The sequence below is a fragment of the Streptococcus sp. LQJ-218 genome (assembly GCF_003428885.1).
In the GTDB taxonomy this organism is placed as follows: Bacteria; Bacillota; Bacilli; order Lactobacillales; family Streptococcaceae; genus Streptococcus.
The window spans coordinates 138,312-155,693 of sequence record NZ_QQRU01000001.1; the positions used below are offsets into that span (position 1 = coordinate 138,312).

16 protein-coding genes are annotated in these 17,382 nt (G+C 37.5%); all 16 read left to right on the forward strand.

Annotated features, from left to right (window positions below; translation table 11 throughout):
• Positions 1-94 precede the first annotated feature (94 nt).
• The 16 genes from dhaK (at position 95) to D2908_RS00900 (ending at position 17,374) form a co-directional block, all read left to right on the forward strand.
• A complete protein-coding gene (dhaK, locus tag D2908_RS00820; RefSeq protein WP_117304177.1) occupies positions 95-1,084 on the forward strand; it encodes a dihydroxyacetone kinase subunit DhaK in 990 nt (329 codons plus the stop codon).
• A gap of 21 nt (positions 1,085-1,105) precedes the next feature.
• Entirely contained in the window at positions 1,106-1,681 is a 576-nt protein-coding gene (gene dhaL, locus D2908_RS00825) for a dihydroxyacetone kinase subunit DhaL (protein ID WP_117304179.1), read from the forward strand.
• Positions 1,681-2,055 carry a dihydroxyacetone kinase phosphoryl donor subunit DhaM gene (gene dhaM, locus D2908_RS00830; RefSeq protein WP_117304181.1) on the forward strand — a complete coding sequence of 125 codons (375 nt, stop codon included), beginning with the start codon at positions 1,681-1,683 and terminating at the stop codon, positions 2,053-2,055. Before dhaL ends, dhaM begins: the two co-directional genes overlap by 1 nt.
• 972 nt (positions 2,056-3,027) lie before the next feature.
• Positions 3,028-3,324 (forward strand): hypothetical protein, encoded by a 297-nt coding sequence (locus D2908_RS00835; protein WP_117304182.1) that lies wholly within the window; start codon positions 3,028-3,030, stop codon positions 3,322-3,324.
• A 56-nt stretch (positions 3,325-3,380) separates the two neighbouring features.
• The gene (locus tag D2908_RS00840; protein WP_117304184.1) at positions 3,381-5,528 is read left to right on the forward strand and encodes an ABC transporter permease; all 2,148 of its coding nucleotides are present in this window, start codon (positions 3,381-3,383) and stop codon (positions 5,526-5,528) included.
• A gap of 4 nt (positions 5,529-5,532) precedes the next feature.
• Positions 5,533-6,192 (forward strand): ATP-binding cassette domain-containing protein, encoded by a 660-nt coding sequence (locus D2908_RS00845; protein ID WP_117304185.1) that lies wholly within the window; start codon positions 5,533-5,535, stop codon positions 6,190-6,192.
• Positions 6,193-6,728: 536 nt separating this feature from the next.
• Entirely contained in the window at positions 6,729-8,507 is a 1,779-nt protein-coding gene (locus D2908_RS00850) for a DNA/RNA helicase domain-containing protein (protein WP_165847406.1), read from the forward strand.
• A gap of 233 nt (positions 8,508-8,740) precedes the next feature.
• The gene (locus tag D2908_RS00855) at positions 8,741-9,433 is read left to right on the forward strand and encodes a YjjG family noncanonical pyrimidine nucleotidase (protein WP_117304188.1); all 693 of its coding nucleotides are present in this window, start codon (positions 8,741-8,743) and stop codon (positions 9,431-9,433) included.
• Between the two features lie 61 nt (positions 9,434-9,494).
• A complete protein-coding gene (locus tag D2908_RS00860) occupies positions 9,495-10,148 on the forward strand; it encodes a uracil-DNA glycosylase (protein ID WP_117304190.1) in 654 nt (217 codons plus the stop codon).
• Between the two features lie 9 nt (positions 10,149-10,157).
• Positions 10,158-10,622 (forward strand): 8-oxo-dGTP diphosphatase, encoded by a 465-nt coding sequence (locus tag D2908_RS00865; RefSeq protein WP_117304191.1) that lies wholly within the window; start codon positions 10,158-10,160, stop codon positions 10,620-10,622.
• Between the two features lie 12 nt (positions 10,623-10,634).
• Positions 10,635-11,906 (forward strand): dihydroorotase, encoded by a 1,272-nt coding sequence (locus D2908_RS00870; protein ID WP_117304193.1) that lies wholly within the window; start codon positions 10,635-10,637, stop codon positions 11,904-11,906.
• A 10-nt stretch (positions 11,907-11,916) separates the two neighbouring features.
• Positions 11,917-12,177, forward strand: a complete 261-nt coding sequence (locus D2908_RS00875) for a hypothetical protein (RefSeq protein WP_117304195.1) — start codon at positions 11,917-11,919, stop codon at positions 12,175-12,177.
• An 11-nt stretch (positions 12,178-12,188) separates the two neighbouring features.
• Positions 12,189-13,550, forward strand: coding sequence for an MATE family efflux transporter (locus tag D2908_RS00880; protein ID WP_117304196.1), 1,362 nt, complete (start codon positions 12,189-12,191; stop codon positions 13,548-13,550).
• Between the two features lie 153 nt (positions 13,551-13,703).
• Positions 13,704-14,672, forward strand: coding sequence for a thiamine pyrophosphate-dependent dehydrogenase E1 component subunit alpha (locus D2908_RS00885; RefSeq protein WP_117304198.1), 969 nt, complete (start codon positions 13,704-13,706; stop codon positions 14,670-14,672).
• A 16-nt stretch (positions 14,673-14,688) separates the two neighbouring features.
• Positions 14,689-15,681, forward strand: a complete 993-nt coding sequence (locus D2908_RS00890; RefSeq protein WP_117304200.1) for an alpha-ketoacid dehydrogenase subunit beta — start codon at positions 14,689-14,691, stop codon at positions 15,679-15,681.
• A gap of 649 nt (positions 15,682-16,330) precedes the next feature.
• Positions 16,331-17,374, forward strand: coding sequence for a dihydrolipoamide acetyltransferase (locus tag D2908_RS00900; RefSeq protein ID WP_117304203.1), 1,044 nt, complete (start codon positions 16,331-16,333; stop codon positions 17,372-17,374).
• Positions 17,375-17,382 lie beyond the last annotated feature (8 nt).

Genomic DNA, 17,382 nt, shown 5'->3' on the forward strand with positions numbered 1-17,382 from the left:
AGGGGACAAATAATAGAATCTGTCCCTTATCAGCCAGCGATAAAAAATATATAATGAAAGCGAAAACAAAGGTAGATGCTGAAAGGAGTTTCTCATGAAAAAAATTATAAATGAACCGACACAAGTTGTTGATGAAATGCTACAGGGCTTGTCATTTATGCATGATGACTTGGTAGAACGCATAGATGGTTTTGATGTCATCGTTAGAAAGGCAGAAAAGACAGGAAAAGTTGGACTCATTTCAGGTGGAGGTTCAGGACATGAACCAAGTCATGCTGGATTTGTAGGAGATGGAATGTTGTCTGCTGCCATTTGTGGAGCAGTCTTTACTTCACCTACTCCGGACCAAATTTTAGAAGCTATCAAGGCGGCTGATGAAGGTGCTGGAGTTTTCATGGTCATCAAGAACTATTCTGGTGACATTATGAACTTTGAAATTGCACAAGAACTTGCTGAAATGGAAGGTATTGATGTAGCAAGTGTTGTAGTCGATGATGATATTGCGGTTGAAAATAGTCTCTATACCCAAGGGCGTCGAGGTGTCGCAGGTACTATATTAGTCCATAAAATTTTGGGTGCTGCAGCTCGTTCTGGTAAATCATTAGCTGAAATAAAGGACTTGGCGGATAAACTTGTCTTAGAAATTAAAACAATTGGGCTGGCCTTGTCTGGAGCAACCGTTCCTGAAGTTGGGAAACCCGGATTTGTTCTAGAAGATGATGAATTCGAATATGGTGTTGGTATTCACGGTGAACCCGGATATAAAAAAGAGAAAATGCAATCTTCAGCACAATTGGCCTCAGAATTGGTTGAAAAATTATCTGAAGGTTTCCAACTTAAGGCTGGTGAACGCTATGGGCTTCTCATCAATGGTTTAGGAAGCACCCCTCTGATGGAGCAATACGTATTTGCAAATGATGTGGCTAAATTACTCCATGAAAAAGGTGTTGAGTTGGCATTTAAGAAAATTGGAAACTATATGACCTCAATTGATATGGCTGGCTTGTCATTGACATTGATTCGATTGGCAGATGATGAGTGGTTGGATGCTCTAAATGCACCTGTTACTACACCAGCTTGGTAAAACTCAAGGAGGAAATGTCGCATGAATGCTGAACAAGCTCTTGAATGGATGAAGCTTTTTAATGAAAAGATTCAAGAACAGAAAGATTATCTTAGTGAGTTAGACACTCCTATAGGAGATGGAGACCACGGTGGAAATATGGCGCGTGGCATGGCTGCAGTTATGGAGAACTTAGAAGGAAAGCAATTTGAGACCAGCAGTGATGTGTTTAAGCTTGTCTCAATGCAACTACTGAGTAAGGTAGGTGGTGCTTCTGGTCCCTTGTATGGCTCTGCTTTTATGGGCATGGCCAAGACTGATTCACATTTGAAAATAGAGGAAATCTTACAAAGTGGTTTGGATATGATTGTCAAACGTGGGAAAGCAGAAGTTGGAGAAAAGACAATGGTTGATGTTTGGACTCCCGCTATTGCTGCCTTGTCTGCTGGTCAATTGACTCAAGAGGTCATTGATAAGCTAGTGAATGCTACCAAAGATTTACTTGCAACTAAAGGAAGGGCATCTTATGTCGGAGAACGTTCTCTTGGACATATTGATCCTGGATCATTCTCATCAGGATTACTCTTTACTGCTCTTTTAGAAACTGGGGTGGTTTAATGGGAAGTATAGGTCTTGTTATCGTTTCACATTCCAAACACATTGCACAAGGTGTTGTTGAACTGATTAGTGAAGTAGCTAAAGATGTTCCGATTACTTATGTAGGAGGAACCGCAGATGGAGGAATTGGAACGAGTTTTGATCAAGTAGATAGGGTTGTTTCCGAAAATCCAGCAGATACTTTATTAGCCTTTTTTGACCTAGGTTCTGCTAAAATGAACTTAGAAATGGTGGCTGATTTCAGTGATAAAAGTATCATGATCAATAGGGTTCCAATTGTAGAAGGTGCCTATACTGCAGCAGCTCTTCTTCAGGCTGGTGCAGAACTGTCAGTTATTCAAACACAGTTGGCGGAGCTTGAAATAAATAAATAAGAAATTTTACTATAACTCTTTTTATAGGCGGGCTATTGATTATCTCAACTATCAAATTTTAAGTAAATAATTTCAAAATCAGAAAGGGATTGCTTTGGGCAGTTCCTTTTTAATGTAAAAGGAGTAGAATCATAGCGTTTCTAAATTGTGAATCATTCAAAACTGATTGTGATAGGACTATTCTAGCTTTAGAATCCTTCAAAAATTAAAATTTAAGGTAATCAATGGTTTAGAATAGTGCAAAAACATTTAGTTTATAGGGATTCTAGGCATAGAATTGCATGGATATTTATGAAAATAGAGCATTCGATAGTTAGGATTGTTCTATTCTGAATGATTTGGACTGTCAATCTTCTAGAATAGTAGTTTGACAATGAATTTTGTTGAAAGATTCCTTGTTTTATGGTAGTTTAAAGTAAAAGAAAGCCTTATCATTATATTTGTATCTTTAATCTAACTTGGTTTAGGTCTAGGAGTGGGATAAATTTATCTCACTCATTTTTTGGTTCATTTTACTATAAAATTATTGACAACGCTTTCAAATTGTGTTATTATTAAAGCATAAAATAAAAAGTAGAAAAAGCTATGGAAAGAAAAATCTTATTAGCTATAAGTTTGTTGTCTTTGTTATTAACAGTCTCGGTAATAAGTCACTTTCCTGCTAAAAATCAGGGCTTGGATCCAAGACCTGTGTTTGTTGCTAAGTAAAAATGGTTTAATTAGTTTAATTAAGAAAGGAGTTTAGGATATGAGTTACAACTTACCTAACAGATATAAAAACGGAGATTTTTAATTGTCCTAGGATACTTCTTTATTCTGTTATATAGTAAAGGACAGTGCATTTCTTAGCAAGACTTTATCGTCAGATATTATAATATGAGTTTAAGAGGTTTTATATGATAAGTAACTGGTTTATACTTTTAATTTTAGACAAAGATGAAAATCTTTTAGAAATTAGTTGGGGATAAAATCATGAAAAAAACTTTGAAAAAAATTGCAACTACTACTTTGATTGGATTCTCTCTACTTGGTATAGGTAGTTCAGTGGTTTCCGCAGCAACTGTATATTATAAAGGTAGTGCAGTATATTGGGACTATGGCCGTACAGCAGCTGTATTTAGTTATTCAGATGTTCAATCAACTGTTTATGAGCATAGAGCAACTGCGAATGGTGTTTCTTCTGGATGGAAAGATCCTGGAGTAATGGCCTCTGCAACTGCGTTTATCGGAGGTAGCACTGCACAATGTTACTGGAATTGTCGAGGGTAATAGCCTATGACTAACAAAAACATTTTTCTAGAAAATTAAAATACCTAGCCCTGTTTTTGGTTGCTGTTCAGAGTATATTATTTGCTCTGACAGCAATTTTTTTTACAGGTGTATCTTATCAAGAAACATGGCAGCACTACAACCAGAATAATCGAACTCTAACGCTGTACCTTCAAAAGCTAAATCCAATTCAGCAAGAAAAAGCGTTTTATTATTTAAATGAGAGAAGCGATTTAGCCGTTTGGACTCATCGAGTCATTCAAGATTCTAAAGGAAATGGTATACAAAAACATTATATAGATGCCATGGGAAATTCTGATTATTTTTCTGATTTTAACTTTCACCATTCAAATATTTTAACTAAGTCACAGCTAAAAGTCTTACTAGAGCATGAGGATAGTAAGAAAACGATAGGAATTGCTGAGGCGTCTCATGATACGCTTTATGAGCTACCGAGGCCTTTATTTACTATTCCGATTGTCATTGATCGATTAGAGCAAGTTTATCAAAAAACCAATACTTTAACGGGAATCTATCATGTGAATGGTTTAGAATCAGAAACGGACAAAAGTGAATTTATCAAACAGTTTGCGAGTGCCACAGGCTTATCAGAGGAAAATTTTCTACAGGAAAAATTTGGCAGTCGTCGTGATTATGGTCTAGTTCCTTTTGTACTCATAGGTTTGCTATTGTTTACAATGTTAACGCTGTTAATATTATTGCTTGTAATTGTTCTTCAGGCCTATGAAAAATTTGGTAGTCTCACCCTATTGGGATGGAGTCGAAATGAATTTTGGTTAGCATTATTTAAACCTATTATTTATCCATCGGTTCTTAGCACACCTATATTAGCTGTAGTTATTTGGTGGTTGACAGGCTGGTCCCAAGTTTCATACTATATTTTGCTACCTATCATGGGCCATATAGTATTTTCAATGTTGGCCTTAGCTACTATTCTCGTTATTCCTAGTTTGATAGTTTATTCAGTGACTGCTTTGTCTGCTATTCACAAACGTTTTCCAAGTAGACTATTGACTATTTTAGGTATTAGTTCCTATATTGCGTTAAGCAGCATTTTAATTGCTACGAGTTATGGCCTAGATGGTCCTTTGTACCGTTTTATGGATAATGTCCATATTGCTAGGGCGTGGAAAAGTGTTGAGAATATGCAAGTAATTGATTCTTTTTCTGAAGGCGATGACTTGGGAACACTGGCAGGTACGAGTAATACATTAGAATTAAGTATGTATCATCTTTATACAAAAATAGGTCATGATGAAGGTGTCTATTTAATTCATAGTCAATACTACGGACAAGATTTTTTGGCGAACGTGACTGCTTATCAGAATCTACCTAGTAAACCATTTTGGTATCTAGTTTATTCTTATAATTATTTAACTGAACTAGGTTTTCAGTTTTCTGAAGAAGAATTAAATGAGATACGAAGTGGTAGCAGATTGTATCTGATTCCAGATAGTTATACAACTGAGGAGCAGCAACGTATGCGAGCATATTTAGAAGAAAGTGTCAAAGTCTATGATGGGGATGTGGAGACACCATTTACACAAAATCGTCAATTCATTTATAAAAGCTATTCCACAACTAAAGATATTTTCCTTTGGTCCACAAATTTACAACAAGGGGTAACTAGTAAGGAGCCGATTATTTTTGTAGCTAGTCCTGAAAATCTTTATTTTAAGGAGAGTGCGAATCTTGTTGTTTCGGGTTTCAATGGTTATCTCAAAATACGTAATCAGAATATTCTGACTCGTGTGAAGGAAGAGATAACGACTCATTTTCCAGATCTTATGGATAACGATATTCAATTTACACCAGTTAGGCGATATATTGATGGACGCCAGAAAGAGTTGAGTTATACTTTTTATTTATTTGGTAGCCTTATATTAGCTGTATTGATTAGCTTAACTTCAATACTAATTGCTTTGGTATTGATGTATCGAATTACTTATCAAGATCGGTTAATAGTGCAATACTTCTTAGGATTTGGTTTATGGGCACGTTATAAAGGAATTATGATTTTGGTGATTGTTTCTGCTATTATAGAGGTACTAATTAGTTTCTTATTGAAAACAAAATTGGGTATAGTGTCCGCCGCTTTATCTCTATGTTTGCAGTCAGTTCTTCTATATGGTTTTCTTTTACGGAAAGAACAGCAGAAAATCTTAAATATATTTAAGGAGTAAGAATATGCCAACTATTTCAGTCAGACAGTTATCGAAATATTACGGTACAAAATGTGTTATTGAGAATATTTCATTTGATATTTCGGATAGAGAATTTGTTGCGTTGATTGGTCCATCCGGTTCAGGAAAATCTACGTTACTCAACCTTATTGGCTTATTAGAAACTGTTGATGAGGGAACAATCACGATTGATGGTGAGATTCTACCACAAGTTAACTCTAAAAAGGCAACCCATCTCCGTCGAAATGTATTAAATTACTTGTTTCAATCTAATGCCCTGATTCCAAATGAAAGTGTTGGTGATAATTTGATGCTAGCACTTCATTACACTAATTTAACTAAGGAAGAAAAAGATAAAAAAATAAAGACAGTTTTATCAAAAGTTCACATGGAATCTTTCTTGGAGAGTCGTATTAATGAGTTATCAGGTGGAGAACAGCAGCGAATTGCTATCGCTCGTGCTATTCTAAAGCCAGGAGAGTTGATTCTTGCAGATGAGCCAACTGGCTCCTTGGATCCACAAATGGCTCAAACAGCCTTTGAATTACTGAAACTGCTACGTGATGAGTATGGGAAAACGATTATTTTGGTAACGCATAATATGGATCAGGCTCAGCAATGTGATAGAATTATTGACTTAGAACGCTTAAAAGATTTGAACTGACACGTGTTGCTACATAGATTGCTCATTGTTAGGAAATATTCATGAAAAAAAATTAATTATTATTGCATTGTGAAACCAGAAGGTATCATACTTTACAAAATTATTTCAAAAAACATTGTATCAAATTAATTGATGATTGAAGAGTTTTCTAAAAATAAAACTGCTTATAATCTGTGGGTTTTCTCTTTTTAGTGAATATATAAAATGTGGAGAATTAAGACATATATGAGCTAAATGCTTGGCTTACGTTTATAAAAATACAGTAACTCTCCTTAGATATGGCATTTATTGGGAGAGCTTTACATTTTATACAACTACTTTCCTAAAGTATAAAAGCTAATAAACTAGGATGTGTTGACTTTATGGAAATTAGTATTTTATTTGTATTAACCGATTATTGTGGTGCAGGATAGTAATAAATGATTGTAAGATATTTATATTTTTGTTTCGCAGGAAGTCTAGTGTTTAATTATCTATAATTTATAGAAGAAGTTGGTGAGAAAATGAAGTCAAAAGTAATCAATTTATATACATATATGGAAGCTTATAAAGACGATGAAGTTTTTGAAAATTACAAATATATAAACAACATTGAAAGTATGCAGGAACAGGAATACGCTGATGTTAACGAAATTGCTTCTCATATATTTAATAATATAGAGCGTCAAGCAGGGGTTGAAACAAAGAAATTATCTGGATATTATTTGGATAAAAAAGTTGAAATAGGATTTCGAGAACAATTTGATTTATTGAGGTTTTCAAATGACAGTATATTGAATATTGAATTGAAGAGTGAGAGAATTCCAGATGAAGAAATTAAAGATCAATTAATAAGGCATAAGTTTGTATTAGGCTGTGTAGATACTGAGAAAGAAATTTATACATTCACATACGTAAGTGAAACAAAAGAGTTGTTTACAATTTCAAATGAAAGTTTGACAAAAGTAACAATAGATATTTTATGTAATTTAATATCTCTAGACTATCTTGAAAACAATTTGCTGGACGATTTAGATGCTGACAGTCTTATTGTATCTCCATACTCAGATATTAAAAGATTCATTGATCATAGGTATTTTTTAAATAGTGAGCAAAAGAAAATAGTACAGGATATTTTATCAACTGCTAAGAAAGTGAGCATGATTAAAGGAGGAGCTGGAACTGGTAAAACACTTGTATTATTTGACTTAGCTGATAAATTAACTAAGCTAGGAAGTAAAGTATTGTTAATATTTTGTTCAATTCTAGAAAACCCCATTGAAATTGATAATCAAGTAGATTTTAAATTTATACATATTAAACAATTACAAAGTCTGACCATAGAGAATTTTGATTACATATTGCTTGATGAGTCTCAACGATTATACGAAGAAAACTACAATAGGGTTATAGAGAGTCCTGCTAAATTAATTTTTTGTGTAGATAAAGCTCAAACTTTAAAGTATGAAGAGAATAGTTTAAATGTAGAACAAAAATTGGAAAATATAGTAGGTGTACAGAAATTTGATTTAAAGGAAAAAGTCAGAACGGACGAGTCGCTTTCGACTTTTATTTTAAAATTGTTCGAAAAAGATCGTAATGGTTTACAGCCTATAGAATTTCCAAAAGTAAATGCTGTATATTTTGATAGCGTGACTAGAGCTCGATACTTTATTGAAGTAATGGAACGAGATGAAAATTATGAATCAATAGAAGTTGCCTCCTATAAAACTAAAGCCACTGGGACAACTTATAATGAAAAGATTAAATCAGATTCTAAAGATGGCTTCACGGTCATTGGACGAGAATATGAAAATGTGATTATACCAATTGATGATAGGACGATCTATATTGAAAATAAACTAGTATTTAGGCCGACAGGATTCTACTATCCATATTTGGGAACAAATGGTATTTTTCAAGCCATTACAAGAGTAAAGAAACATTTACTTTTCGTGGTGATAAAAAACAAAGAAATTTATACAGAAATTCAAGAATTGATTAATTGGGAGAAACGACGAAATCTGAGAAGAATTAGTAATAGGCTCAAGTTATTGAGAGAAACAAATAACTCTCAGTTTAGTGATGTAGCCAAAGTTTGTAAGTGTCTTGAATCAACTTACAAAAATATAGAGGAAACAGGGAAGTTTCCAAACAATAAGATATTGAAAAGATTGTCCAATTTTTATAATGTAAGTAGTAATTTTTTAATTGGAGAACCAATTGAATTATCAATGACTGAATTTGATATAGTGTATCAGAAGAAAATCAAAGGTATGAACAAAGAACAAATAGTAGAGTTAAATGAGTCTTTAATTAATTTTCTTAACGATTAAATAATATGGTGTAAAATAAGTGTTGCGATAAGATGAATTTATGGAAAATATTACTGAGCAACAAGAAGATAATTTAAGATTCTGTCAATCAACCTGTTAGAGATGCCAACTTAGATATTTTTATTTTGCATAATTTAACCCTATTTCATTTTTCATTACTTTTGTTGGACAACTAAATTACGTTATTCAAATAGTTTAACAACATATACCAACTAGAAAGGAAAACTCTCAAATTGCCCTACAAAGTTTTACTCTTCGACCTTGACCATACCTTGCTTGATTTTGATGCTGCTGAGGATGTGGCTTTGACGCAACTTCTAAAAGAAGAAGGAGTTGCAGATATTCAGGCTTATAAAGACTATTATGTTCCTATGAATAAGGCTCTCTGGAAGGACTTAGAGCAAAAGAAAATCAGTAAACAAGAGCTGGTTAACACGCGCTTTTCTCGTTTATTTGCTCACTTTGGACAGGAAAAAGACGGTAGTTTTCTAGCCCAGCGTTATCAATTTTACCTCGCTCAGCAGGGGCAAACGATTTCGGGTGCTCATGAACTTTTGGACAGCCTCATCGAGCGTGATTATGAGCTATATGCTGCGACAAATGGCATTACTGCCATTCAGACAGGGCGTTTGGCTCAATCTGGTCTAGCACCTTATTTCAATCAAGTCTTTATCTCTGAACAGTTGCAAACACAAAAGCCAGATGCTCTCTTTTATGAAAAAATAGGTCAACAGATTACAGGCTTTAGCAAAGAAAAGACGCTGATGATTGGAGATTCTCTAACCGCCGACATTCAAGGTGGCAATAATGCGAGGATTGACACTATCTGGTACAATCCTCATCACCTCGAAAATCCCACACAAGCCCAGCCGACTTACGAAGTCCATTCTTATCAAGACTTGCTGGATTGCTTAGATAAACTGTAAAAAGTGGTTTCCATAGCCACTTTTTGCTATAATAGAGGCAGTAAAAACGAAGGAGTCGGTTATGGAACACTCGTCTTGGCATGCTTTGATTAAGGAACAATTACCTGAAGGTTATTTTGCGAAAATCAATCAGTTTATGGAGCAGGTCTATGCTCAGGGTACTGTTTATCCGCCCAAGGAAAAGGTTTTTCAGGCTCTCTTGACAACATCGCTTGAAGAAGTTAAGGTGGTGATTCTGGGACAGGACCCCTATCACGGACCAGGTCAAGCGCAGGGCTTGAGTTTTTCTGTACCGGACTCTATTCCAGCTCCGCCTTCCTTACAAAATATATTAAAAGAATTGTCAGATGACATCGGGGTTAAGAAATCTCATGATTTGACAGCTTGGGCTGAGCAAGGAGTCTTGCTTCTTAATGCTTGCTTGACGGTTCCTGCTGGACAGGCCAATGGTCATGCTGGTCAGATATGGGAGCATTTTACGGATGCTGTGATTCAGGTGGTCAATCATCTAGATAGACCGGTCGTTTTTGTACTTTGGGGAGCCTATGCACGCAAAAAGAAGGCCTTAGTTACCAATCCTCATCACATGATTATCGAATCAGCCCATCCCAGTCCTTTATCCGTTTATAGAGGATTTTGGGGTTCCAAGCCTTTTTCCAAGGCTAATGCATTCTTAAAAGAGATAGGACAAGAGCCAATTGATTGGCTTAGATAAGGAGAAAATATGCCTCAGTTAGCGACGATTTGCTACATTGATAATGGAAAAGAACTGCTCATGCTCCACCGTAATAAGAAACCCAATGATGTCCATGAAGGAAAATGGATTGGTGTGGGGGGTAAGCTAGAGCGAGGTGAGACTCCTCAGGAATGTGCAGTGCGTGAAATCCTCGAAGAAACGGGACTGAAAGCCAAGCCAGTTCTAAAAGGGGTGATCACTTTTCCTGAATTTACACCAGATTTAGACTGGTACACCTATGTTTTTAAGGTGACAGAGTTTGAGGGTGAATTGATTGACTGCAACGAGGGAACGCTAGAATGGGTTCCCTATGACGAGGTTTTGAGTAAGCCGACTTGGGAAGGTGACCATACCTTTGTTGGGTGGCTTTTAGAAGATAAACCCTTCTTTTCAGCCAAGTTTGTTTATGATGGGGATAAATTGTTGGATACCCAAGTTGATTTCTATGAATAAAGGAGAAAGCAGATGCTACTAATCAAAAATGGTCGTGTAATGGATCCCAAGTCTGGTTTGGATCAAGTGTGTGATGTCTTGGTCCAAGATGGGAAAATTGTCAAAATTGCGCCTGAAATCAAAGAAGAAAGAGCAGAAATCATTGATGCTACTGGTCTGGTGGTTGCGCCTGGCTTGGTCGATATTCATGTTCATTTCCGTGAACCTGGTCAGACCCACAAGGAAGATATCCATACGGGTACCCTAGCAGCCGCTGCAGGTGGTTTTACAACAGTTGTCATGATGGCTAATACCAGTCCAACTATTTCAGACGTAGAGACTTTACAAGAAGTTCTCCAGTCTGCTGCCAAGGAAAAAATCAATGTTAAGACGGTTGCGACCATTACTAAGAATTTTAATGGCCAAGATTTGACTGATTTTAAGGCCCTCTTAGAAGCTGGTGCGGTTGGTTTCTCAGATGACGGTATTCCACTTGAAAGCAGTAAAGTGGTCAAGGAAGCCATGGAGGAAGCCAAAAAGCTTCATACCTTTATTAGCCTTCACGAGGAAGATCCAGGATTGAACGGTGTTCTTGGCTTTAACGAAAATATTGCTAAAGAACATTTCCATATCTGCGGTGCGACTGGGGTGGCTGAGTACGCTATGATGGCGCGTGATGTCATGATTGCCTATGCAACCAAGTCCCATGTTCACATCCAGCATTTGTCTAAGGAGGAAAGTGTTAAAGTAGTGGAGTTTGCTCAGGTGCTAGGTGCGCAAGTCACAGCAGAAGTAGCGCCACAACATTTCTCTAAGACAGAAGCACTTCTTTTGACACAAGGAAGCAATGCCAAGATGAATCCACCGCTTCGTTTGGAATCAGACCGTCGTGCCGTTATCGAAGGCCTCAAATCAGGCGTTATCACTGTGATAGCGACTGACCACGCGCCTCACCATGCAGATGAGAAAAATGTAGAAGATATCACCAAAGCGCCATCTGGTATGACTGGCTTAGAAACCTCTCTTTCTCTTGGTTTGACTTATTTGGTAGATGCTGGCGAGCTAAGCTTGATGGAATTGCTAGAAAAAATGACTTTTAATCCAGCTAAATTATATAACTTTGAAGCAGGTTACTTGGCTGAGAATGGTCCAGCAGACATCACTATTTTTGATGCTAAGGCTGACCGCCTTGTGGACTCCCATTTTGCTTCCAAAGCAGCTAATTCACCCTTCATCGGTGAAACCTTAAAAGGGCAGGTTAAATATACCATCTGTAAGGGACAAATTGTCTATCGGGCAGAGTAGGAGCTTGATGATGAATTATTTTCGTAAACTCAGAGATAGAAAACGGAAGTCCTATCATGGAATATTTTGTCCTGCTGCCAATCGTTCTAAAATTCAATATGAAACTAAGGAAAAAGCTGACCATGCCGTAGACTATGATAATGGTGGCTTGGTTAGGAGTTATTATTGCAACGATTGTAATTGTTGGCACACGACTTCAAAAGCTAACAATCCGCCATTAAGTTTGAAAAAATACGGCTTAAAACTTTTTGGCTTGGATGAAAAGGAATAGAAAGAGAAGGTATGTACTCAACTCAACATCTCAAAGATAAAATTATCTTATTTTTAAAACTTTTCTTTCCAATATTGGTTTATCAATTTGCCAATTATTCTGCCTCCTTTGTTGATACGACTATGACAGGCCAATACAATACCATGGATTTGGCTGGTGTATCAATGGCAACCAGTATCTGGAATCCTTTCTTTACCTTTCTAACAGGGATTGTGTCAGCCTTGGTGCCTATCATTGGTCACCATCTTGGTCGGGGCAAAAAGGAAGAAGTGGCGTCTGATTTTTACCAATTTATCTATTTAGCCTTGGGTCTATCTGTGGTCTTGTTGGGGATGGTCCTTTTCTTAGCACCACCAGTCTTAAATCATATTGGACTAGAAGCACCAGTGGCAGCAATAGCAGTTCGTTATCTCCGGTTTCTATCTATTGGGATTATTCCCTTGTTGCTCTTTAGTGTCATTCGATCCTTGCTGGATTCGCTAGGGTTGACCAGACTGTCCATGTATCTCATGCTTTTGTTACTTCCTCTCAATAGTGGATTTAACTATATTTTGATTTATGGGGCTTTTGGTGTTCCAGAACTGGGAGGTGCTGGTGCTGGTTTAGGTACTTCCTTAGCCTACTGGGTCCTGCTGGGAATTTCTGTTCTGGTTCTATTTAAACAGGAGAAGCTCAAAGCCTTACACCTTGAGAAACGAATTCCGCTTAATATGGATAAAATCAAGGAAGGAGTTCGCTTAGGTCTTCCTATTGGGGGAACTGTCTTTGCAGAAGTGGCTATCTTTTCCGTGGTTGGCTTGATTATGGCTAAGTTTTCTTCCTTGATTATCGCTAGTCACCAGTCAGCTATGAACTTTTCAAGTCTCATGTACGCCTTTCCTATGAGTATTTCATCGGCTATGGCTATTGTCGTTTCCTATGAAGTGGGAGCTAAGCGATTTAATGATGCGAAAACTTATATTAGTTTAGGAAGATGGACGGCCCTCCTTTTTGCAGCCTTCACCTTATCTTTCCTTTACTTTTTTAGAGGAAATGTGGCCAGTCTTTATGGTAACGATCCAGAATTTATCGATTTGACAGCGCGCTTTTTGACTTATAGTCTTTTCTTCCAGTTAGCAGATACCTTTGCGGCACCGCTACAGGGAATTTTACGGGGTTATAAGGATACAGTTATTCCTTTTTACCTTGGTTTAGTTGGTTATTGGGGTGTAGCAATCCCAGTGGCTATGGTATTTGATACCCTAACAGATTTTGGAGCTTATTCTTACTGGATCGGTTTGATTATTAGTCTGATAGTCAGTGGGGCGCTTTACCGGTGGCGTTTAACTGTGATTATGAAGAGATTTGAATCTTTAGAAAAAACTAAACCCTAAAAAGTTTGTGAAAAAATATTCTTAATAAGAAAAACCCTTATTTTCATGGGGTTTTCTTTTTTATTTTGTGAAATTTTCTTTAGAAAAACTTTGACAGTATTTGCCAAAAGCGGTAAAATAGTAATATAAGAAGAAACTTAGAAAGGAAAGATTATGTCAACTTTAGATAAAAATCTTTTGCTTGAGATGTTCCGTAAGATGGAAGAAATTCGTCGTATGGATTTAAAAATTGCTCAATTAGTAAAAAAAGGTAAAGTGCCAGGTATGACGCACTTTTCTGTCGGTGAGGAAGCTGCAAACGTGGGTGCTATGTTGGCTCTCAATCCAGATGATTTGATCACCTCAAACCACCGTGGTCATGGTCAAGCTATTGCCAAAGGAATTGACCTTAATGGGATGATGGCTGAAATTCTTGGTAAATACACTGGAACCTGTAAAGGGAAAGGTGGATCAATGCATATCGCCGACCTTGATGCTGGGAACCTTGGAGCCAATGGTATTGTAGGTGGTGGTATGGGGATTGCAGTAGGTGCAGCCCTTACTCAACAAATGAAAAACACTGGTAAGATTGTTGTCTGCTTCTTTGGAGATGGTGCGACCAACGAAGGTGTTTTCCACGAAGCAGTAAATATGGCTTCTATCTGGAACTTGCCAGTCATTTTCTATTGCATTAACAACGGTTATGGAATCTCTGCGGATATTAAGAAGATGACCAATGTGGAGCATATCCATGAGCGTAGTGCTGCTTATGGTATTCCTGGTATGTTTATCGAAGATGGTAACAATGTCATCGATGTCTACGAAGGATTTAAGAAAGCAGTCGACCATGTTCGTTCTGGTAAAGGTCCTGTCTTGATTGAAAGTGTGACTTACCGTTGGCTTGGTCACTCATCTTCAGACCCAGGTAAATATCGTACGCGTGAAGAAGTGGAATTGTGGAAACAAAAAGACCCAATCGAAAACCTCCGCAATTACCTTATTGAAAATAAGATTGCAAGTGCCGAAGAATTGGAAGAAATCCAAGCGCAAGTTAAGGAAGCAGTGGAAGCTTCTGTTAAATTCGCGGAAGAAAGTCCATTCCCGCCGCTTGAATCTGCATTCGAAGATATTTACGCAGACTAAGGAGAAGTAGAGAAATATGGAAACAAAATTAATGTCTTTCCGCGATACCATTATCCTTGCAATGTCTGAGGAAATGCGTCGCGACGAAAATGTACTCTTGATGGGTGAAGATGTAGGTGTCTTCGGTGGAGACTTTGGTACATCTGTAGGTATGCTTGAAGAATTTGGACCAGATCGTGTTCGTGACTGTCCAATTTCTGAAGCTGCTATCTCAGGTGCAGCTGCTGGTGCAGCCATGACAGGACTACGTCCAATCGTTGATATGACTTTCATGGACTTTTCTGTTATTGCCATGGATAATATTGTTAACCAAGCAGCTAAAACTCGTTACATGTTTGGTGGTAAAGGTCAAGTTCCTATTACTATCCGTTGTGCCGCTGGTAATGGAGTAGGTTCTGCAGCCCAGCACTCACAATCATTGGAATCTTGGTTCACTCACATTCCTGGATTGAAAGTTGTTGCTCCGGGTACTCCGGCTGATATGAAGGGACTTCTTAAGTCTTCTATCCGCGATAACAACCCAGTTATCATTCTTGAATACAAATCAGAATTTAACCAAAAAGGTGAAGTGCCAGTAGATCCTGACTATACAATTCCACTTGGCGTCGGTGAAATTAAACGCGAAGGAACGGATGTAACTGTAGTAACATACGGTAAAATGCTTCGTCGTGTTATGCAAGCAGCTGAAGAATTGGCTGAAGAAGGAATTTCAGTAGAGGTGGTAGACCCACGTACTTTGGTCCCACTTGATAAGGAAATTATTATTAACTCTGTCAAGAAAACAGGAAAAGTAGTTCTCGTCAATGATGCACATAAAACAAGCGGCTATATCGGAGAGATTTCAGCTATTATTTCTGAATCAGAAGCATTTGACTACTTGGATGCACCAATCCGCCGTTGTGCAGGAGAAGATGTGCCAATGCCTTATGCACAAAACCTAGAAAATGCAATGATTCCAACAGTTGAAAGCATCAAAGATGCAATCCGTAAAACATATAACAAACAATAATACATAATATAAATTATGTGAAAAACTTATTTGAGATACGTTTTGTATCCAAGTAATTGATAGAGTTGCGACAGGAGAGAGTCGGGTCGATTTTAATCGACGAACGACTTAGTAAGTCTACTAGGTTGACCGCCTAATAGCGGCAACCGTAGTAACTTGAGACACGTTTCGTGTCCAAGTTATTTGTAGAGTTGAACTCGGGCTAAAGTCTGTGTGAAAAAGATAAACTTTCCTAGAAACTAAAGTTTCTTCGTCAAGTTTTCTATTTTCACTGTGACTTTTTACGTCCTTAGTATCATGTAATTGAATTCGGACGGAGGTTTGCGAAAAAAAGATAGATTTCCTTGTGTTCATGGAACACATCGTCAATCTCCTATTTTTTCATTGCCCTCTTCGTCCTTAATATCTTAGATTAGAGCACGGGCTAAAAGCTTGGAAAAAAGATAAATCTCCTTGGCTTCATCGAAGCCATCGTCGATTTCCTATTTTTCGGTCGCTTTTAAACGCCCTTTGCATCATGTAATTGAATTCGGACGGAGGTCTGCGAAAAAAAGATAGATTTCCTTGTGTTCATGGAACACATTGTCAATCTCCTATTTTTTCATTGCCCTCTTCGTCCTTAATATCTTAGTATAGAATAGGAGAGGTCATGGCTGATGATAAGCTAAGAGCGACTCCTGCGGCTAGAAAATTAGCAGATGATTTAGGGATAAATCTCCACGATATTTCTGGCTCAGGCGCAAACGGTCGTGTCCACAAAGAAGACGTGGAATCATTTAAAGACACTAATGTGGTTCGCATTTCGCCACTTGCAAAACGAATTGCCCTTGAACATAACATTGCATGGCAGGAAATCCAAGGAACTGGTCATCGTGGTAAGATTATGAAGAAGGATGTTTTAGCTTTCCTTCCTGAAAATATCGAGAACGAAACAATCAAGTCACCTGCTCAAATCGAGAAAGTGGAGGAAGCTCTAGATAACGTAACACCTTATGGTGAAATCGAGCGTATTCCAATGACACCGATGCGTAAGGTTATTGCTCAACGTATGGTTGAGTCATACTTGACTGCCCCAACCTTTACGCTTAACTACGATGTTGATATGTCTGAATTGCTTGCCCTTCGTAAAAAAGTTCTAGACCCAATCATGGAAGCAACTGGTAAGAAAATCACTGTTACAGATTTGCTTTCACTTGCCGTTGTTAAGACTCTTATGAAACATCCATACATCAACGCTTCATTGACAGAAGATGGCAAGACTATTATCACTCACAATTATGTCAACCTTGCAATGGCAGTTGGAATGGATAATGGATTGATGACACCAGTTGTTTATAACGCTGAAAAAATGAGCTTGTCTGAGTTGGTAGTTGCCTTTAAAGACGTTATTGGTCGTACCTTGGACGGTAAATTAGCTCCTAGCGAATTACAAAATTCAACCTTCACCATCAGTAACTTGGGAATGTTTGGAGTTCAATCGTTTGGTCCAATCATCAACCAACCGAACTCAGCAATCCTTGGGGTTAGCTCAACAGTTGAGAAACCTGTTGTAGTCAATGGTGAAATCGTTATTCGTCCAATTATGAGTCTTGGTTTGACAATTGACCACCGAGTCGTTGATGGAATGGCTGGTGCTAAGTTTATGAAAGACTTGAAAGCTTTGATTGAAAACCCAATCTCAATGTTGGTTTAGAGAATTTA